This window comes from Sphingopyxis sp. USTB-05 (assembly GCF_023822045.1).
Lineage (GTDB): Bacteria > Pseudomonadota > Alphaproteobacteria > Sphingomonadales > Sphingomonadaceae > Sphingopyxis.
This window is the reverse complement of record NZ_CP084712.1, coordinates 499,863-519,276: the sequence shown is the minus strand read 5'-3', so window position 1 is coordinate 519,276 and position 19,414 is coordinate 499,863. Positions and strand designations below refer to the sequence as shown.

Below are 19,414 nucleotides of genomic sequence, written 5' to 3'. Positions count from 1 at the left end.
CCCCGTCAGTTCGTCCAGTAGATATAGTCCTGCCCGTCCTTCCAGGGCGCGTCGAGCGGGACGTCGATACGCACCGGTCCTTCGATGAGACCGGGCCAGATCGGCTTTGCCATACCCTTGTTCTGTGCCTCGATCATCGCGCGGAGCGTGGCGACGCGCTGCGGATCGCTTGCTGCGAGATCGTGGCGCTCGGTCGGGTCGACCGCGAGGTTATAGAGGCGGGCCTTGTCGGGGCGTTTCGTCACCTGCAGCTTCCAGTCACCCGCGCGCACGGCGCGGTAATCGCCCGAACGCCAGAACATGGCGGGGCGTTTGGCGGGGCCGGCCAGGATATCCTCGCTGTCGATCGTCCGGCCCACCGGCAACTTCGCCCCCGCTGCGGCGGCGATCGTCGAGAAGATGTCGAGATGACCGGTCATGTCGGCGCGCCGCGTTCCCGGTGCGATCGCGCCCGGCCAGCGCATGAACAGCGGCGTGCGGATACCGCCTTCGAAGAAGGTCGCCTTCCACCCGCGGAACGGTGCGTTCAAGTCGGGCATGCCATTGTACCAGGCGCCGCCATTGTCGCTGGTGAAGATGACGAGCGTATTGTCGTCAATCCCCGCTTGTTTCAGCTTCGCCATCACGTCGCCGATGCGGCGGTCGAGCTGCGCGATCATCGCGCCATAGACGCGCGTCTTGTGATCCTTGATCTGCGGGAACTTATCGTAGTCGGCTTTTGTCGCCTGCAACGGCGTGTGCGGGGCATTGAACGCGAGATACATGAAGAACGGGCGATTTTTATTCGCCTCGATCGCCTTGATCGCCTCGTCGGCAAAATAGTCGGTCATATGGCCCTTGGGGTGGAAACGCTTGCTGCCGTTGAAGGTGACGGCATGGCGCAGGTTCGCCCAGATGAAGCGGTCGATCGGATCCCACGGCAGCTTTGCGTTGATGCTGTCCGGGTCGTCTTCGGGCAGGAACATTGCGGCACCGGCAAGGATCGCAAGGCTTTCGTCGAAGCCCTGCGCCTGCGGCTGTAGCTTCGGCGCCTCGCCGAGGTGCCATTTGCCGATGTGGAGCGTGTGATAGCCTGCCGCCTTAACCGCTTCGGCGATCGTCACTTCGTTCGCGGGGACGCCCATATCGGGATAGGCGGGAATGTCGGGCGTGATGAGCTCCCGGTGAAAGATAGCGCGGTGCGGGCCGACGCCCTCTCCATGCGCGAGATTTTCGGCGAATTCGACCGGCACGGCGGTATATTCAAAACCGAAGCGCGTCGGATAACGCCCCGTCATCATCGCGGCACGCGACGGCGAACAGGTCGCATTCGCGGCGTAGGCGGTGGTAAAATTGACGCCTTCGTGCGCGAGCGCGTCGATATTCGGCGTCTTGACCACGCCGTCCGCGACACCACCGCCGTTGAGGCTGATATCATTATACCCAAGGTCGTCGGCGACGATCAGGATGATATTCGGCGGAGGTTTACCGTCGGCTGCCTTTGCAGGCCCCTGCTGCCACGCGACTACGCGGTTCGGCTGCACGGGGTCACGCCAGTCCTGAAGAATGCCCGGGATGCGGTATTTATTCGCCTCGAACGCCCAATATCCGCCAGCCCCTGCCAAAGCCAGCACGCCGAGTGCGACCCATTTTTTCTTCATCCTCGTCCCCTATCGCGTCCTGTCGGCTTGTATCGAAACTATTGACACTATATGTGTCACTATATTGGTCGATACGCAAGATTGTTTGACCCCGGCGTCAAGCCGGGCCAGCAGGGACGCCATGGCGACAGGGTTAGGGAAATCGAACGCGCAAAAGGTCGAGGCCGATCGGGTCGACGGCCGGCGCGAGCGTGGGCGGTCGAGCCACAAGCGCATTGTCGAGGCGATGATGGAGTTGATCGTTGCCGGCGACCTGTCGCCGAGCGCGGCGCGCGTCGCCGAAGAAGCGGGCATCGGCCTGCGCACCGTATTCCGGCATTTCGACGATATGGATGCGCTCTATTCCGAGATTACCGGAATGATAACCGAGCGCGTGATGCCGATCGTCATGGCGCCCTATCCCGACCAGCCCTGGCGCGCCAATGTCCGCGAACTCGTTCGGCGTCGCGTCCGGGTGTTCGAGACGACCCTGCCCTTCCGGCTCGCCGCCAATATCAAACGCTATCAGTCGCCCTTCCTGATGGGCCAGTACAGCCGGGTCGTTATGCTCGAACGCGAACTCATCCTGCGCCTGCTTCCGGGTTCGGTGCTTACCGATCGGATCGCAGTCGAGGCGCTATGTGCTGCGCTGTCGTTCCACACGTGGCGCACGCTGCGCCACGATCAGAGCCTGTCCGCCGAAGAAGCCGGAACGGTGATGGGCCAGATGGTCGAGGCGATAATGGCGACGATCGCCGAAGACGCCTGATGCGGAAAGGATCGGTTCTGCTCTCGCTGGTACTGCTCGGCGCGCTTGCCGCGTGCGGCGGGGCGGAGGACGCGAAGGTCGCCGAAGCAAAGGCGCCCGAATGCCCGGCGATGCCGGCACAGGATTATGTCTGGATCCCGGGCGCGACCTTCGCGATGGGCGCCGACGCGCAATTGCCCGAGGAAGGGCCGGCGCGCGATGTCACTGTCGCGGGTTTCTGGATTGCGACGCACGAGGTCACGAACGCCGAGTTCGCCGAATTTGTGAAGGCAACGGGATATAAGACGCTCGCCGAGCAGGATCCGCCGAAACTGCCGGGCGCTCCGCCCGAGATGCTGATCCCCGGGTCGGCGGTGTTCACCGCGCCGAACGACGGCAATCCGAACTGGTGGCGCTGGGTCGTCGGCGCTGAGTGGCGACATCCGGCGGGGCCCGAGACGAACATCGACGGACGCGACCGCGATCCGGTGGTGCAAATCGGCTATGATGATGCACTCGCCTACGCCAAGTGGAAGGGCAGAACGCTGCCGAGCGAGGAGCAATGGGAGCTAGCCGCGGCGACCGGCGGAGCCGATCGTAACGTTCCGGTCGGCAAGGACGGCAAACCCCGCGCCAACTATTATCAGGGCAGCTTCCCGGTCCGCGACATGGGCACCGACGGCTTTACCAGCCGTGCGCCGGTCGCCTGCTTTCCCGCCGACGAGCATGGCGTCCACGATTTGATCGGCAATGTATGGGAATGGACGACGAGCAAGGCGGGCGGTGAGAATAATGTCATCAAGGGCGGCAGCTTTCTGTGCGCAGCCAATTATTGCGCGCGCTATCGTCCTGCGGCGCGCCAGTTCCAGGAACGAGGCCTAGGCACCGACCATATCGGGTTTCGCCTGATCGACACGGCGCGCCCGGCGCCGGCGGCGCCAGTGCCAGACAAGGGCTGACAGCAGCACGGCGATCCCGCCGACCCACAGGCCGAGGCGGATCAACCGCGGCTTGCCCTGATGTTCGAAGGCATAGGCGTTTATCTGCTCGTCGGCCGTGTAGCCCGCGGGCATGTCGAGCACACCATTCGCTTTCGCATAGGCGCGATAATCGGCCATCATCGCGGTGAACCGGTCGGGCTCGGCGGCGGCAAGATCGCGCGTTTCCCCGGGGTCGGTCTTGAGATCGTAAAGCCGCCATTTGCCGTCGCCGGTCGGCGCAAGGTTGCGCACCAGCTTGTAATCGCCGCGAAACAGCGCCGCATTGCCTGACAGTTCATAGCCGAGCGGCGTGTCGCCATGGACGCTGCCCGCTCCGCCCTGCAGCATCGGCACGAGGCTGCGCCCAGTGACAGGCTCGACCGCCTTACCCTGCCAGCTTCCGCCATGGCCCGGTACGCCCGCAAGCTCGGTCAGCGTCGGCAAGATGTCGGTGACATGAGCAAGACCGTCGTTGATCGTCCCCGCGCGAATGCCGGCGTGCCCCGGCCATGCGATGATGAGCGGCACCCGCAGGCCGCCCTCGGTCGCGCTGAATTTATATCCCGACAGGGGCGATGCTGCAGCGCTCGCCCAGCCCGGCCCGATCGCGGCAAAGCTACCGCGCCGGCCGATATTGGCGGTCGCGAGGTCATATTGCATACCGAGGAACAGCCGGTTGCGCAGGCTGCTGAACGGATTGGTCGGCTCGGCACCATTGTCCGAGAGGAAGACGAAGATCGTATTCTCGTAATCGCCCGTGGCTTTAAGGTGAGCGACGAGACGTCCGACCTCACGATCCATCGCGGTCGCCATACCGCCATAAGCCTGCATCACGCGCACGGCAGCGGCGCGCTCTTCGGCGTCGAGTTTCTGCCAGTCGGGGGTTGTCGCCATCGTCACGATCGGCATGCCCGCGGGGACGATGCCGAGCGCCGCGGCCCGCTTCGCCCGCGCTTCGCGGAGCGCGGTCCAGCCGTCTTTGTACATAGCCGAATAGCGCGCGATGTCGCTGTCGGGCGCCTGCACCGGGATATGGTTGGCAAGGAAGTTGATCGACGCGAGGAAGGGTTTGCCGCTTTTGCGGTCGGCCTCGATATAATCGATCATCCGCTGCACGACGAAATGCGACGAATAATAATCCTTGGGCAGGGTCGCCGGCCTGCCATTCTCGGTCCAGGCGGCGGTGTCGTACATGCCCTCGATCGGGCGTTGTTCGAAATTGTCGGCGCCGGCATCGGCAAGGCTATAGGCACGGTCGTAGCCGCGTGCATGCGGCAGCCGCTTGGCATCGCTGCCGAGATGCCATTTGCCGGTGAGGTAAGTGCGGTAGCCCGCGGCCTTGAGCAACTGCGCGATCGTCACGACGCGAAGGTTCATGACCGTGTCGTAGCCCGGCTTGCCACGATGTTCGTCGGGGATCGTCTCGGGCATGTTGCCGAGGCCGTTGCGGTGGTTCATCACCCCCGTCTGGAGCATCGCGCGCGTCGGCGAGCAGGACCCCGCGACGTGGAAATTGGAAAAGCGCGTCCCTGCATTTGCGAGCGCGTCGATGTTCGGCGTCGCGATTTCGGAGCCGAAAGAGCCCACGTCGGAGAAGCCCCAATCGTCGGCGAGCAGGATGACGATATTTGGGTGCTTCGGCACCGGTTTGACGGGTTGCGCCTGCGCGGGCGCCAAGGCGGTCAGGGCGCCGATTGCGATGATGGCAGCACGCCGGGACCCGCCTAAGCGACCCGGCATTTAGTGGTCCTCCTGCGCACTGCCATCACTCCCACCCCCTCGGGATGTGACACTTACTATGTCAATATATTGCCGAGTCAATGGGGGCGATACACAGGTCTTTAACCTTAACGTTCGCGATATTCCGGCGCGCGTTTTTCGAGGAAGGCGGCGAGCGCCTCGCGATGGTCTGCGGTCGCCGAAAGGATCACCTGCTGGCGGTCCTCGATAGCCATCGCCGCTTCGAGGCTCGGCGCGTCGATGTTGAGATTGAGCGCCTGTTTCGACAGCCGCAAGCCATAGGGCGACGTCGCCAGCATTTCGTCGGCGAGCGCGAGACCGCGATCGAGCAACGCCTCTTCCTCGACGATCTCGCTGACGAGGCCCGCGCGCAGCGCGCGGTCGGCGTCGATGAAGCGGCCGGTCAGGATCATCTCGGACGCAAGGCTTGCGCCGACGAGGCGCGGCAGAAAATAGCTCGACGCCATGTCGCAGCCGCCAAGGCCGATACGGATATAGGCCGCGTTCGCCTTGAACGACGGCGCCGCGTACCTGACGTCCGAAGCGAGCAGCAACGACAGCCCGCCACCGCAGGCAGCGCCATGGCCAAGCGTGACGATCGGCTGCGGGCACGCGCGCATCTTGCGATAGATATTGCCGATGCTGGTCTGGGTGCGCAGCGTTCGAAGCACCGGAGTTTCGTCCGACGACCGGTCTTCCTGAATGTCGAGCCCCGCGCAGAAACCGCGCCCCGCGCCGCGCAGGACAACGACGCGGACGTCGGTGCGGTCGGCAAGCCCCCCGAAATAGGCGTTGAGCGCGTCGACCAGCCCCTCGTTCAGCGCATTGAGCCGTTCAGGTCGGTTGAGTGTCGCAATCTCGACCGCGCCGCGGCGTTCGACCAGCAGCTCGCTCACAGCGTCTGCCCGTCGTCGACGGTAATGACGCTGCCCGTGATGCCGAGCGCGGCATCGGAGCAGAGGAGGAGCAGCGGCGCGTGAAGATCGCTCGGCGGCCGCATCCGCTGGCGCGGGAAGCTCTTCACCATCGCCGCGCCGGTCTCGCTTTCGAAGAGCTCGGCGGTCATTTCGGATTCAAAATAGCCTGGCTGGATCACATTGACGCTGATCCCGCGCCGCGCCCATTCGCGCGCCAGTGCCTTACCCAGATGCCGCACCGCCGCCTTGGTCGCGCCATAGACCGAGGTCGCCGGAAAGATTTTCTCGGCGGTAATCGAACCGATCAGGACGATGCGGCCATGCTGTTTCTCACGGCTTCCCGCCTTGTCGAGCCGCTTTGCACCCTCGTTCGCGGTCAGGAAGACGCCGCGGACGTTCGCGGCGAGCAAGAAATCGACGTCGTCCACCGTCAGGCTCATCGCCATCTTCTCGGTCGCGACGCCCGCGTTGGCGACGATCGTGTCGACGGGTCCGAACGCCGCTTCGGCAGCGTCATAAGCAGCGATCGTCGATGCCTCGTCGGTAACGTCCATGCTAACGGCAATCGCCTGCCCACCAGCCGCCTCGATCGCGGCAACCTGCTCGGCAAGCTTGTCGGCACGGCGCGCGGCAAGCACGACCTTTGCGCCCGACGCCGCCAGTGCCTTGGCGAAACCGGCGCCAAGGCCCGAGGACGCCCCGGTCACCAGCGCCACGCGTCCGGTGAGGTCAAACTTCGGTTGCTCCGCCATCATTATCCCTTTCCTTCGTTTCCTATGCATTGACCCTGATTGACGTTCACGTCAACCGGACGCGCGGAGTTCCTGAAAAACCGCAAAAATGCTGTTGACGAGATATATTTGTTCTCCTATTGTTCTCATGTGCACACCAAACCTCATCCCCCGTCGCGGCTGCCGAGCGCGGCGGGCGGGGGATAAAGGGTCCCTTCCTTCTGCATTCACCGACCATTGTGTTTTGGACCGGTGGCAAGGGCATTCAAGCTTTCGGGCTGACACAATCTCCATCATTGATCGCGGGCTCAAACACCGTCACAAAAGGCCTTGTGGGATTGGACGAGACAGGGGGCCTTCAAATGACACCATCGTTCGACCTAGGCATGGACCGGAACTGATCCGATGCACGCCGTCGAAGCCTTCGAACTCGTCCTCGGGCTGCTCGCACTTGTCATCGGGCTGCACTGGCTTGCGCTGAAATTGCGTTGGCCGCCCGCGACCGCGCTGCTCGTCGGCGGCGGCGGCCTGGCCTTCATTCCCGGCCTGCCTGCGATCTCGCTCGATCCTGAGCTGGCGCTCGTGCTGTTCCTCCCGCCCCTGTTGATGGACGGCGCCTATTTTACCGCGCTCGGCCGCTTTCGTCGCCACCTTCCCGGCATCCTGTCACTCGCCGTCGGGGCGGTGGTGTTCACGACGCTCGTCGTCGGCGTGGTCGTGCACCTAATCCTTCCCGACCTGCCCTGGGCCGCCTGTTTCGCGCTCGGCGCGATTGTATCGCCCCCCGACGCGGTGTCGGCGCGCGCGGTTCTGAAAGGCGTCCACCTGCCGCGGCGACTGGAAGCCCTCCTCGAAGGCGAAAGCCTGCTCAACGACGCCACCGGCCTGATCCTCTTCCGCTTCGCCGTCGCCGCAACGCTCAGCGGGGTGTTCCACACCGGCGAGGCGATCCAGAGCTTCGCGTTCGTGGCAATCGGCGGCGTGGTCGTCGGCGCCTTGGTTGCCGCAGGCTGGATATTCCTCGCCAAGCGCCTGCAGGATCGCATGCTGATCATGCTGATCACGATCCTCCTCTGCTGGGCCGCCTATATCGCCGGCGAAGCCGTGCATGTGTCGGGCGTCATCGCGACCGTAACCTCGGGTCTCGCGATGGGGTGGTACCAACATCAGATATTGTCCGCCGACGTCCGCCTTCGCGCCAATTCGGCGTGGTTCATCATGGTGTTCGTCCTCGAAGCTCTCGTGTTCATTCTGATCGGCTTTTCGCTGCGCGGCGCGATCGAGCGGATCGGCGGGATCGGGGCGATGCCGCTGTCGTGGACCATCGTGATCGCCGCCGTCGTGATCACTCTTACCATTGCCCGCTTCGTCTGGATTTTCGGTTCGGAAGCCCTCCTCGGAATCGCGCGCAAAGTGGGGCTGGAACGCGCGCGACCGTTGGGGTGGCGGCAGGCGACGGTTCTGAGTTGGACTGGGATGCGCGGCGTCGTTACGCTGGCGGTTCCGCTGACCCTGCCCGTCGACATGCCCGGCCGCGACCTGATGCTGATCTGCGCCTTCGCGGTGATCTTTGTGACCGTGGTCGTGCAGGGATCCAGCCTCGGCATGCTGATTCGCGCGGTGAAGCCGGTCGACTCCGACCCGCCCGCAAAAATGGCGATGCCCGCCGCTGAAGCCGCGATGGCGCGCGCGCGGTTCGCTGTCGTCGAAAGGCTCGCGTATGACGAGAATGGAACGCTGATCCATCCGATGATGCTCGAAGAACATCGCAAGCGGATGAATTTTATGGAGCGTTACGAGGCAGATGCCAGCACCGCGATGGACGGGCTACGGTCGCATTTCGACGTCCTGCTCCAGGCGATCGCGGCGGGGCGCGCCGAACTGATCCGAATCCATCGCGCCGGATTGATCGAAGACGAGGTCATGCACGAACTCGAACGCGACCTCGACGTCGAGGAACTGGCGATGACGCTGCAGCGCGGCGAGCCAACCTAGCGCGCCGTTGACTGGGAGTAGGGGCGTGTGGTGGGGGCCGTGGCCCATGCTGTGTCGGGCTTTGCCTGCATTGTGAAGCGAAGCGTGCCGCCGCTGCGGATTTCGGCGTCGGAAATCCAGCTACGCGTCAGCGGCTTGCCGTTGAGTTCGACCTTGCCGACATAGCGGTTCGCGTCGGACAGCCCGGCGGTCTCGACGGTGAAGCGCTTTCCGCCCGGCAGGTTCAATACCGCGCGGTCCACGAACGGCCGGCCGATCACATATTGGTTCGACCCCGGCGCGACCGGATAGAAACCGAGGCCGGTGAAGACGAGCCATGCCGACATCTGGCCGAGGTCGTCATTGCCCGACAGCCCGTCCGGGGTCGGCTTATACTGGCTGTCGACGATCTGTTTCAGCCGCTCCTGCGTCCGCCACGGCGCACCGGCATAGGCATAGAGATAGGCGACATGGTGGCTCGGCTCGTTGCCATGGATATATTGGCCGATCAGCCCCGCGATATCCTCGGCATGGCTGTAATCGAGTTTTGAATTGTCGTAATCGAACATGGCGTCGAGCTTCGCGACCGTCTTTGCGTCGCCGCCGAGAATGCGGAAGAGCGCGGCCTGATCCTGCGGAACGAACCAGCTATATTGCCAGGCATTCCCCTCGGTATAGTCGGAGCCATAGTTGATCGCCGTCGGGTCGAACGGGGTGCGGAAGCTGCCGTCGGCCTTGCGCGCGCGCAGCCACCCGGTCTTGGCATCGAAGCTGTTCCGCCAGTAACCGGCGCGCTTGTAGAAGCGGTCGGCAATGTCCTTGCGGCCCATCTTTTCGGCCATCCGCGCGATCGTCCAATCGTCATAGGCATATTCGACCGTCTTCGACGCCGCCTCGGGCTCGCGGTCGATCGCGACATAACCGAGCTTCATATAGTCGCCGAGCCCGCCGTAGGGCGCATATTCGGCGCTCGCGACCATCGCGTCCAAAGCCTCGTTCGCGTCGAAATCGCCCACGCCTTTCATATAGGCGTCGGCAATGACCGGGACCGCGTGATAGCCGATCATCGTCCAAGTCTCGCGGCCGTGGAACTGCCACACGGGCAGAATGCCATGCGGGCTGTGCTTGCGGCTCGCGACGAGCGATTTGACGATATCGCTGTTGGTTTCGCCGGGCTGGACGAGCGTCAGCAAGGGATGTTGCGCGCGGAACGTATCCCACAGCGAAAAGGTCGAGCGGAAAGTGAAATCCTTTGCGGCGTGGACCTGATCGTCGGGACCGCGATAGCGCCCGTCGACGTCGCTCCACACGCTGGGCGCGAGCAAGCTGTGATAGAGCGCGGTGTAGAGGTTGGTGCGCATCGGCGCGGGCGCTTCGATCTGGAGCGCACCGAGCGCCTTGCGCCATTCACCTTCGGTACGCGCGCGGACGGCGTCGAAGCCCGCACCTTCGGCATCGAGGTTGGCGACCGCGCCGGCCTCGTCGACCCCGGAGAGCGCGACACGGACTTCGAGCGGGCCGGTCAGCGCGCCGAAATCGAGCCGTGCTTCGAGCGCCTTGCCGAGCTTTTCGGCAAGCGCGTCGCTGCCGCGGCCAGGCGCCTGAAAGCCCTTATACGCGACCTTCTCGTCGCGATCGAGGAGGGCGTGGGATTTGAGCGGCGCCGAGAAGCGCATCGCGAAGAAGAGCTTGCGCCCCGGCGCCCAACCGCGCGTCTCGCGAAAACCGGTAAGCGTGCCGTCGGGACGGAGATGCAGCCCCGACCAGAGAATCTTGCCCGGATAATCATAGAGCGACGAACGGAGGTCGAGCAGCAGATGCGCGTCCTTGCCCGCTGGGAAGCTGTAACGGTGGATGCCGACGCGCGTCCCCGCAGTGAGTTCGGCGCGGATTCCGCTGTCGGCGAGCGTGACCGCATAATAGCCGGGGCTCGCCTTTTCGGTCGCATGGTCGAAACGCTGGCGATAGCCCGAACCCGGAACTTTGGGATCGCCCGGATCCAGCTTGACCTCGCCGATCTGCGGCATCAGCAGCAGGTCGCCGAGGTCTGAATGGCCGGCACCCGAAAAATGGGTGTGGCTGAACCCCTGGATCGTCGTGTCGTGGTAACTGTAGCCGGCCGCATGATCGTAGCAGTCGCGGATCTGGCACGTCGCGTCGGTGTCGGGCGATAGTTGGACCATACCGAACGGCGCAGTCGCGCCCGGGAAAGTGTGGCCTTCGGGGCCGGTACCGATCATCGGATCAACGAAGCTGAGCGGATCGGGCGCCGGCTGCTCGGCGAAGGATTGGATCGGCAGAAGGGCGAGCAGCGCGGCAGCGGTGGCAAAGCGTTTCATCGTCCCTTTGTGCCGCGAAGGTCCGGTGCTGTCCAATCGCGAAAGGGGCGGCAGCGCGGCTTTGCTCATGCCGGCGCGCCCACCGCATCCATCGCGAGCGCAATCGCGCCGAGCGGCCCCGCCATCGTTCCGAGTTCGGGCGCGGTAACATAAGCGCCGTCGCCCGGAATCTGCATATATCCCGAAAGGCTTTCCTCCAGCCGCGCGTTGATGCGCGGCAGGAGTTGCGGCTGGCCCGCGAGGACGCCGCCGCCCATCGCGACGCGCATCGGGCCGGTCGTGCAGGCGAGTGAATGGACCATTGATGCCAGCGTGTGCACGATCGGTTCCCACACCGGGTCGTCCTTTGCGATGTCCGCAAGCGGGCGGCCGCCCAGTCGTGCATTCAATGCGGTGCCCGAGGCGAGCCCTTCGACGCAATCGTCGTGAAAGCGGCACGCGCTGGACGCCTTGTCGCTGGCAAGGCGCGGCACAAGGATATGACCGATCTCACTGTGGCTGAATCCGCGCGTCGGTTTGCCGTGGACGATCAACCCCACGCCGACGCCGGTGCCGACGGTGACATAAGCGAAGTCGTCGAGACCGCGCCCGCTGCCCCAGCGGATTTCGGCGAGCGCGGCGCCGTTGACGTCGGTGTCGAAGCCGATCGGCACCGCGAACGCAGCCTTCAGCGGACCGAGCAGATCGGCGCCTTCCCAATCGGGTTTGTTCGTCGCGCCGACCTGGCCATAATCGGCGGCGCGGGGGTTGAGTTTGATCGGGCCGAAGGACGCGATGCCGAGGCCGCAAAAACCGTGCTCCGCCGACCAGCCGTCGAGCACCGCCTTGATGGCCGGCAGCGTTTCCCACGGCGCGGTCGTCGGGATCACCTGCCGGTCGCGGATATCGTCGGGCCCCGCGGCAAGGATGCAGACGCATTTGGTACCGCCGAGTTCGACGCCCGCGAAGAGTCGCTGGTCAGCCATCAGCACCGCCCCCCCGCGCAGGGAATGGGCTGGCCATGCTGGGTCGGTACGCGCCGGATCACGGGGAGAATTCCAATCTTTTCTGTCTTTTTGGGCATAGTGGCTGTTTGATGAAATCATCCGGGCGTCGAGCCGAACGAAGGCGGACGGTCGGCCTTGGCGGTGCCGAACTGCGAAGGCTTGGCACCCATTTCGAAGACGAGTTCGCCGCCGCCGATCAGGTCGGCGTGCGCGATCCAGTTCTTGCTCCAGGGCTTGCCGTTCCAGCGGACCGACTGGACATAAGGATGGTCGGGCGCATTGCCCTCGGCACGGACCGTCAGCGTCTTGCCCGCGCCCACCGTCACCTCGGCAACGTCGAACAGCGGCGATCCGAAGACGTAGATCGCGCTGACCGGATCGACCGGATAGAAACCGAGCGCCGAGAGGATGAACCAGGCGCTCATCTGACCGCAATCGTCATTGCCGATCACCCCGTCGGGGTCGTTCCTGTACATTTCGACGAGCAGCCGCCGGACCATTGCCTGCGCCTTCGCGGGCGCGCCGCAATAGGCGTACATATACGCGACATGATGGTTCGGCTCATTGCCGTGCGCATATTGGCCGACGAGCCCCGAAATGTCGGGCGGCGCATTGTCGGGCAGGGTCGAGGGCGCGTTGAACAGGGCGTCGAGCTTTTCCTCGAACGCCGCGTCGCCGCCGAAATGCTCGATCAGGCCGTAGATATCGTGCTGGTTGAGGAAGGTCGCCTGCCAGCCGTTCGCCTCCGTATAGTCGCGCCATTTCTTGACATCATGGCCGATCTGGACCGGATCATAATCCTTCCACCAGCTTCCGTCCTTGAAGCGCGGGCGTGCGAAGCGGGTTTCCGGGTCGATCACACCGCGATAGTTTTGCGCGCGCTTGCGCAGCGCCGCGGCATCGTCCTTGGCGCCCACGGCGTCGGCGAGGTGCGCCATCGCCCAGTCGTCATAGGCATATTCCTGCGTCCGGCTGACAGATTCCCACACTTCTTCGCACGGGATGTAGCCAAGGTCGTAATAGAAACCGCGGCCAAGCGTGCTGTCGATATCCTTGAAATCGCGGTCGAAGGCGCGGCGGCGGATGTTCGGCCAGGCGGCGGCATAATCGGCCTTGATGCCCTTTGCATGCGCCTCTGCGAGCACCGAGACGGCGTGCCAGCCGATCATGCATGCGGTCTCGACGCCCTGCAGCGGCCATACGGGCGGACCGGCGGGGCTCTGCGCGGTCTGGCGACAGAGATCGCGCGTCAGAAGCGCGGCCCGCGAGGGATCGATCAGCGTCAGCAGCGGGTGGAGTGCGCGATAGGTATCCCACAGCGAATAGGTGCTGAACGCTTCCTCGCCCTTCGCCGCCTGATGGAGTTCGCGGTCGAGCCCGACATAGCGGCCGTCGCGGTCGGTGAAGAGCGTCGGCGCGAGCTGCGCGTGATAGAGCGCGCTGGTCATGATGACGCGCTGCGCCTCTGTACCGCCCGACACGCGGATGCCGCCGAGCGCCTTGGCCCAGGTTCCGCGCGCGGCCTTGACCGCGCCGTCGAAATCCCAGCCCTTCGCTTCATAGGCGAGCGCGTCGCGCGCGCCCTGCACCGCGACCGCGGAAAGGCCGGTCTTGATCAGGATCGGATCGCCGCCAGCCTCGTCAAAGAAGAAGGCGACCTTGAGCCTGTTGCCCTTGATCGACGTCGCGCCATCGGGGGCCGATTTGCCGTCGTCGCCGAAAAACTGAACACGGTCGGGACGGCGCGACATCTGCATCGCGAAATGGATATGACGACCCTTGGCCCATCGGTTGACCTGCCGGCTGCCGGTCAGCGTGCCGTCCTCGCCCAAATCGAGCGAGGCCTTTTCGACGACGATACCCTTGTCCCAATCATCCTCGATCGCATGGGCGAAATCGATCAGGATGTGCCCCGCGCCCCGCCCGAAATGATAACGGTGCAGACCGCAGCGTTCAGTGACGGTGAGTTCGGCGAGCACGCCGGTTTCAAGCTTCACGCGGTAATAGCCGGGCTCGGCATGTTCGTCCGAATAGCGCTGACGAAAACCCTCGCCGGGCTTTTCGATCGTGCCGGGATCGAGCTTCAGTTCGCGCCGCGTCGGCACCACCAGCACGTCGAGCATATCGCCGATGCCGGTGCCCGAAAGATGCGTATGGCTGAACCCCATGATCGAGCCATCTTTCTGGTGATAGCCCGAGCAGGCGTCCCAGCCATGGGTATTCGTATCGGGGCTGAGTTGCGCCATCCCGAACGGCAGCGACGCGCCTGGGAAGGTGTGCCCATGCCCGCCGGTGCCGATGAAGAGGTTCGGCTTGCCGATGGCGAGGAGATCGCCCCCGCCCGCGGCGCGCGAGCAGCCGGCGGGGATCGCCCCGCCGAGCGCGAGCAAGCCCGTGGTCGCAAGAAGCCGGCGGCGGCTGGTCGTGATCATTGCCCCCTCCCCGCTCACAGCGGCCGCGCCAGCAGCGCGGGACGCTTGTCGGCGACCTCGACGATCAACTGGCCGAACAGCGCGTTGGCCCACGCGAACCAACTGCGCGTGAAGTTTTTGGGGTCATCCTTGTGAAAGCTTTCGTGCATGAAGCCGGTGCCGCCGTGCGTCGTCTTCAGCCAGCGCAGGCATTGCAGGATCGTCGCATCGTCGTCGGCGTTCATCGCGCGGGTGATGATCGACATCGGCCAGATCATGTCGAGACCGATGTGCGGCCCGCCGATCCCCTCGGCCGCGGTGCCCTTGAAGAAATAGGGGTTGCGGTCGGACCAGGCGAGCGCCGCGGTGCGCAGGAAGATCGGGTCGTTTTTGTCGACGACGTCGATCAGCGGCAGGCCCGACAGGCTCGGCACATTGGCGTCGTCCATGAAGACATAATTGCCGAAGCCGTCGATTTCATAGGCCCAGACCTGACCGCCCTTGCCGTCGTCGATCAGCGCATGCGCTTTCAGCGCGGCCTCGACCTCGGCGGCGAGGGCCTCGGCGTCGGTGGCCGCCGCATTGTCGCCGCGCGCTTCGCGGTGGACGGCGGCAATCTTGCGCAGCACCGATACCGCGAACAGGTTCGACGGGATCAGGAAGGGATAGAGGCAGGCATCGTCCGACGGGCGAAACATCGAGTGGATCAGCCCAACCTTCTTCGTCGGCGCGCCATAACCGCCGAGCATCAGGCTGTCGGTCGGCTGGAGCGCGGGGCGCTGGAAACTGTATGGCCCGGGGCCGTCCTTGCGCTGCTGTTCGCGGAAGGTCGCCACCGCGAGCTTCATCGCGCGCGACCATATGTCGTCGAACGGCGCCTTGTCCTTGGTTCGCGTCCAATATTCGTGGGACAGCCGCATCGCGTAGCAGAGCGAGTCGATTTCCCATTTCCGCTCGGCGACGCCGGGCTTCATCTCGGTCTTGTCTGTCTGCGACCATTCGAGTTTCGACGGCGCGGTCGGATCCTTGTCGAACGCATTGGCATAGGGGTCGATCAGGATGCAGCGTGCCTGCCGCTGGATCAGCCCCTGGAACAGGCGCTTCAGCTTCGCGTCCTTGGCGACGAGGTGGATATAGGGCTGCACCTGCGCCGAGCTGTCGCGCAGCCACATCGCCTCGATATCGCCGGTGATGACGAAGGTATCGGGACGGCCATCGAGGATGCCCGTCTGCACCGTCGTGTCGAGCGTGTTCGGGTAACAATTCTCGAACAGCCAGGCGAGTTCGGGGTCGGCGATCTTCGCCTTTACGCGCGCGATCTCGGCCTCGATCGCGGGGCTGGTAAAAGCACGCTGCGCGGGCGCGGGGCGCTTGCTGACGAAGCCGCCAGCAGCGGCGCGTGCTGCGGCGGGCATTGCGGCCGCCAGCGCGAGCGCGCCGGCGCCGGCCATGATCTCGCGGCGGTTTGGGGTCATGGTCATCCTATTTTCCACCTGCGCTGATCGAGAAGGGCGCATCGGCGGGGGCGCTGCCCCATTGCTTGTTCGGCTTGGCGCCCATCACGAAGTCGACCGTCCCTCCTTGCGACAAAGCGCCGTGGGTGAAATAGGTCTTGCTCTGCGCCTTCCCGCCGAGCGCGACCGACTGGAGATAGACGTTCGTATTGCTGTTGTTCGCGGCATTGATCGTCAGCGTCTTGCCGTTCGGCATCGTCAGCACCGCCTTCTGGAACAGCGGGCTGCCGATCGCATATTCGCCCGTCGCCGACGCGACCGGGTAGAAGCCCAAGGCGGAAAAGACATACCAGGCCGAAGTCTGGCCGTTATCTTCGTCGCCCGGATAGCCGTCGGGCGCCGACGAATAAAGTTTCGCCATGATGTCGCGCACATGATGCTGCGTCTTCCACGGCGCACCTGCCCAATTATAGAGATAGGGCATGTGCTGGATCGGCTGGTTGCCATGGGCATATTGGCCCATGTCGACGATCTGCATTTCGCGGATCTCGTGGATCACCTGCCCATAATAGCTTTCGTCGAAGATCGGCGGGGTGGTGAAGATCGCGTCGAGCCGCTCGACGAACTTCTCGCGCCCGCCCATCAGGGTCATCAGCCCCTGGACATCCTGCATCACCGCCCAGCTATAATGGAGCGCGTTACCCTCGGTGAAGGCGTCTCCCCATTTGTAGGGGTTGAACGGCGTCGACCACGACCCGTCCTGATTGCGGCCGCGGATCCAGCCGCTCTGATTGTCATAGAGTTTGCGGTAGTTGAGCGCGCGCTCGGTATATTTCTTTGCATCGGCATCCTTGCCGAGCAGCTTGGCGAGCTGCGCGATCGAGAAATCGGCGGTCGCATATTCGAGCGTGCGCGCGGCATTTTCGTTGATCCCGACGTCATAGGGGACATAGCCGAGACGGTTGTAATATTCGGCGCCCTCGCGTCCGACCGCGGCGATGACCTTGCCCGCCTTGTCCTTCGGGCGGCCCTCGCTCGTCGTCGCATTCTTGATCATCGCTTCATAGAGCGTCTCGACGTCGAAGCCGCGCACGCCGTTGAAATAGGCGTCGGCGATCAGGTTCGCCGAGTTCGACCCGATCATCACATTGCGATAGCCGGGGCTCGCCCATTCGGGCAGCCAGCCGCCTTCCTTGTAGGTGTTGACCAGCCCCTGCATGATCTGGCTGTCGAGTTCGGGATACATGAGCGCGAAGAAGGGAAAGACCGCGCGCCACGTGTCCCAAAATCCGTTGTCGGTGAACATGTAGCCGTCGTGCACCTTGCCGTCGTACGGACTGTAATGAACGATCTTTCCGTTCGCGTCCTTTTCGTAAAAGACGCGCGGGAATTGCAGCATCCGGTAGAGCGACGAATAGAAGGTGCGAACCTTCTCGGGGTCGGGATCGGTCACGCGGATGCGCGACAATTCCTTCTCCCACGCCGCCTTCGCCTTTGCCTGTGTCGTGTCGAAGCTGTCGGTGCCGATTTCGCTGCGCAGGTTCAGCAGCGCCTGTTCGGGGCTGATGAACGACGAGGCGACACGGACATGGACCTTGTCACCCTTCTTGGTCTTGAAGCTCAGCACCGCGCCGACATGATCGCCCTCGCGCGCCAGCTCGTTCGTCGGCGCGTTCTCGCCCGCCCAGGTGCGCGCGAGCGTGAAGTCGCGGTCGAATTCGGCGACGAAATAATTGTGGAAATTGTCAGGTACGCCGCCGTTGTTGTTGCGGACATAGCCGGTGATGCGGCGGTTCTTGACGTCGACCTTGACCATCGATCCGCCCGCGAGACCATCGAGCAAAATATGCGCGTCATTGCTTTCGGGGAAGGTGAAGCGGAACTGCGCGGCGCGCTCGGTTGGCGCGACCTCCGCGGTCACGTCATAGTCGGCGAGATAGACTTTGTACGAATAGGGGCGCGCGACCTCCGCCTTGTGGCTGAACCAGCTGCCGCGCTCCTGCTGCTTGACCTTTACCGGGCCGGTTTCCGCCATCAGTGCGAAGGCGGCATAATCGTTCATCCACGGGCTCGGCTGGTGCGTCTGCTTGATGCCGCTGATCTTTTCGCCGTCATAGGTATAGCCCCAGCCGCTGCCGGGCTCGCCCGTCACGGGGGTCCAGCTATTCATGCCGAACGGCACGGCAACCGCGGGATAGGTGTTGCCGTATGACAGGCGATAGCTGGAATCGGTGCCCATCAGCGGGTTGACGTAATCGACCAGCGCGGTCTGGTTCGCGCCCGATTGCGCGAGGGCGACGGGCGTACCCATGCTGCTCAGCACGAGCGCGCTTGCGGCGGCGCTCAGCATCATCTTGCGGATCGTCTTCACTTGGTCTCTCCCCTGTTTGCCGTTCGTGTCGGCAGCGGGCGCGCTGCGACGCCCTTGTTCGTCATTATCACCGGCGCGATCGTGCCGTCGGCGTTGAAGGTCATGCGGTCGATCGCGAGCTGACGGCGCTCGCCGCTCGTCTGATCGAGCGGGCGGCGGTGGTAAGCAATGTACCAGTCGTCGGTGCCGGGCACATTGACCACCGAATGATGCCCCGCGCCGCGCGCGATCTTGAAATCCTGTTCCAGAATCTTGCCCATCGGCTTGAACGGGCCGGTGGGAGACGGGCCCATCGCATAGGCAACCGAATAGTCGGGGCCGGTCCAGCCGCCCTCCGACCACATCAGATAATAGACGCCCTTCCGCTTCACCATGAACGATCCCTCGACATAGCCGGGGGGCGTGATTTCCTTATAGGTCGTGCCGTCGGCAAACGGCTTGATCGACGTGAGGTCGTCGCCCAGCCGGACGACGTTGCAATGCTTCCAGCCGCCATAATAGAGGTAATGCTGCCCATCGTCGTCGCGGTAGACGAACTGGTCGATCGGCTGCGCGCCATTGTGGAAGGCGTCCACCAGCGGCTTGCCGATCGCATCCTTGAACGGCCCTTCGGGGCGGTCGCTGACCGCGACGCCGATACCGCCACGCTGGTCGTCCGACTGGATGTCGTTCGCGCCGAAGAAGAGATAATATTTGCCGTCCTTCTCGATCGCCGATGGCGCCCACACGGCATAAGCGGCCCATGCGACATTCTCGACGTCGAGCGCGTGGCTGTGCTTCGTCCAGTGGACCAGGTCGGGCGATGAAAAGACGTTGAAGAAGGTCTGGAAATGATAGGATGGCCGGACCGTCTTCTGCTTGCGCAGCTTTTTCTGCTGCTCATTGAAATGGTGCGAGACGTCAGGCGTCTCGCCATGATCCGAATAGGTCGGATATATCCAGTAACGGTCGCCGAAGACGCGAATTTCGGGATCGGCGTACCAGCCGGGGACGATCGGATTTTCTGCCGCGGCCATTCCGCCCGTCAGCAGTGCCGTACCGAAAACCAGCGATTTCAACCAGACACGCACCCTGCGCCGCTCCCCGTTTCGTCGATCATCATAATCTTACCCGCTCGCCCGGAAAGAGGTGGGTGGCTCCTTGC

At 64.0% G+C, this 19,414-nt stretch carries 13 protein-coding genes; 3 read left to right on the top strand and 10 right to left on the bottom strand.

Annotation, left to right across the window (positions count from 1 at the left end):
- Positions 1-5: 5 nt before the first annotated feature.
- Entirely contained in the window at positions 6-1,640 is a 1,635-nt protein-coding gene (locus KEC45_RS02285; RefSeq protein WP_062184755.1) for a sulfatase-like hydrolase/transferase, read from the bottom strand.
- 121 nt (positions 1,641-1,761) lie between these two features.
- Between KEC45_RS02285 and KEC45_RS02280 the strand changes: the two genes are divergently transcribed.
- Together KEC45_RS02280 and KEC45_RS02275 are read left to right on the top strand one after the other, a co-directional pair.
- A complete protein-coding gene (locus KEC45_RS02280) occupies positions 1,762-2,388 on the top strand; it encodes a TetR/AcrR family transcriptional regulator (RefSeq protein WP_062184758.1) in 627 nt (208 codons plus the stop codon).
- On the top strand, positions 2,388-3,326 hold the full coding sequence (locus tag KEC45_RS02275) for a formylglycine-generating enzyme family protein (protein ID WP_062184761.1): 939 nt from the start codon (positions 2,388-2,390) through the stop codon (positions 3,324-3,326). The genes KEC45_RS02280 and KEC45_RS02275 overlap by 1 nt, the downstream gene beginning before the upstream one ends.
- On the opposite strand, the gene KEC45_RS02270 is transcribed toward KEC45_RS02275, so the two are convergent.
- The 3 genes from KEC45_RS02270 to KEC45_RS02260 form a co-directional block, all read right to left on the bottom strand.
- Positions 3,246-5,087, bottom strand: a complete 1,842-nt coding sequence (locus tag KEC45_RS02270) for an arylsulfatase (RefSeq protein WP_083435958.1) — start codon at positions 5,085-5,087, stop codon at positions 3,246-3,248. The genes KEC45_RS02275 and KEC45_RS02270 overlap by 81 nt on opposite strands.
- A 107-nt stretch (positions 5,088-5,194) precedes the next feature.
- Positions 5,195-5,983, bottom strand: a complete 789-nt coding sequence (locus KEC45_RS02265; protein WP_062184764.1) for an enoyl-CoA hydratase/isomerase family protein — start codon at positions 5,981-5,983, stop codon at positions 5,195-5,197.
- The gene (locus KEC45_RS02260) at positions 5,980-6,759 is read right to left on the bottom strand and encodes an SDR family NAD(P)-dependent oxidoreductase (RefSeq protein WP_368389959.1); all 780 of its coding nucleotides are present in this window, start codon (positions 6,757-6,759) and stop codon (positions 5,980-5,982) included. Before KEC45_RS02260 ends, KEC45_RS02265 begins: the two co-directional genes overlap by 4 nt.
- Before the next feature lie 381 nt (positions 6,760-7,140).
- Between KEC45_RS02260 and KEC45_RS02255 the strand changes: the two genes are divergently transcribed.
- Positions 7,141-8,730, top strand: a complete 1,590-nt coding sequence (locus KEC45_RS02255) for a Na+/H+ antiporter (protein WP_062184769.1) — start codon at positions 7,141-7,143, stop codon at positions 8,728-8,730.
- On the opposite strand, the gene KEC45_RS02250 is transcribed toward KEC45_RS02255, so the two are convergent.
- The 6 genes from KEC45_RS02250 to KEC45_RS02225 form a co-directional block, all read right to left on the bottom strand.
- Positions 8,727-11,048, bottom strand: coding sequence for a GH92 family glycosyl hydrolase (locus KEC45_RS02250; RefSeq protein WP_062186817.1), 2,322 nt, complete (start codon positions 11,046-11,048; stop codon positions 8,727-8,729). The two genes, KEC45_RS02255 and KEC45_RS02250, sit on opposite strands and share 4 nt — an antisense overlap.
- 65 nt (positions 11,049-11,113) lie before the next feature.
- The gene (locus KEC45_RS02245; protein ID WP_062184771.1) at positions 11,114-12,013 is read right to left on the bottom strand and encodes an ROK family protein; all 900 of its coding nucleotides are present in this window, start codon (positions 12,011-12,013) and stop codon (positions 11,114-11,116) included.
- Positions 12,014-12,129: 116 nt separating this feature from the next.
- On the bottom strand, positions 12,130-14,466 hold the full coding sequence (locus tag KEC45_RS02240) for a GH92 family glycosyl hydrolase (protein WP_062186819.1): 2,337 nt from the start codon (positions 14,464-14,466) through the stop codon (positions 12,130-12,132).
- Between the two features lie 14 nt (positions 14,467-14,480).
- On the bottom strand, positions 14,481-15,920 hold the full coding sequence (locus KEC45_RS02235; protein ID WP_252172059.1) for a glycoside hydrolase family 125 protein: 1,440 nt from the start codon (positions 15,918-15,920) through the stop codon (positions 14,481-14,483).
- Positions 15,921-15,927: 7 nt separating this feature from the next.
- Entirely contained in the window at positions 15,928-18,210 is a 2,283-nt protein-coding gene (locus tag KEC45_RS02230; RefSeq protein ID WP_238586805.1) for a GH92 family glycosyl hydrolase, read from the bottom strand.
- Between the two features lie 56 nt (positions 18,211-18,266).
- Positions 18,267-19,340: a glycoside hydrolase family 43 protein gene (locus KEC45_RS02225; protein ID WP_238586747.1), complete on the bottom strand. Its 1,074-nt coding sequence runs from the start codon at positions 19,338-19,340 to the stop codon at positions 18,267-18,269.
- Between the last annotated feature and the right edge of the window lie 74 nt (positions 19,341-19,414).

Bases quoted from the DNA above. Each gene is read 5' to 3' on its own strand.
- KEC45_RS02245 (WP_062184771.1), bottom strand. From the start codon at position 12,013: ATGGCTGACCAGCGACTCTTCGCGGGCGTCGAACTCGGCGGTACCAAA.
- KEC45_RS02250 (WP_062186817.1), bottom strand. From the start codon at position 11,048: ATGAAACGCTTTGCCACCGCTGCCGCGCTGCTCGCCCTTCTGCCGATC.
- KEC45_RS02285 (WP_062184755.1), bottom strand. From the start codon at position 1,640: ATGAAGAAAAAATGGGTCGCACTCGGCGTGCTGGCTTTGGCAGGGGCT.
- KEC45_RS02275 (WP_062184761.1), top strand. From the start codon at position 2,388: ATGCGGAAAGGATCGGTTCTGCTCTCGCTGGTACTGCTCGGCGCGCTT.
- KEC45_RS02270 (WP_083435958.1), bottom strand. From the start codon at position 5,087: ATGCCGGGTCGCTTAGGCGGGTCCCGGCGTGCTGCCATCATCGCAATC.
- KEC45_RS02260 (WP_368389959.1), bottom strand. From the start codon at position 6,759: ATGATGGCGGAGCAACCGAAGTTTGACCTCACCGGACGCGTGGCGCTG.
- KEC45_RS02240 (WP_062186819.1), bottom strand. From the start codon at position 14,466: ATGATCACGACCAGCCGCCGCCGGCTTCTTGCGACCACGGGCTTGCTC.
- KEC45_RS02255 (WP_062184769.1), top strand. From the start codon at position 7,141: ATGCACGCCGTCGAAGCCTTCGAACTCGTCCTCGGGCTGCTCGCACTT.
- KEC45_RS02280 (WP_062184758.1), top strand. From the start codon at position 1,762: ATGGCGACAGGGTTAGGGAAATCGAACGCGCAAAAGGTCGAGGCCGAT.
- KEC45_RS02235 (WP_252172059.1), bottom strand. From the start codon at position 15,920: ATGACCCCAAACCGCCGCGAGATCATGGCCGGCGCCGGCGCGCTCGCG.
- KEC45_RS02230 (WP_238586805.1), bottom strand. From the start codon at position 18,210: ATGGGTACGCCCGTCGCCCTCGCGCAATCGGGCGCGAACCAGACCGCG.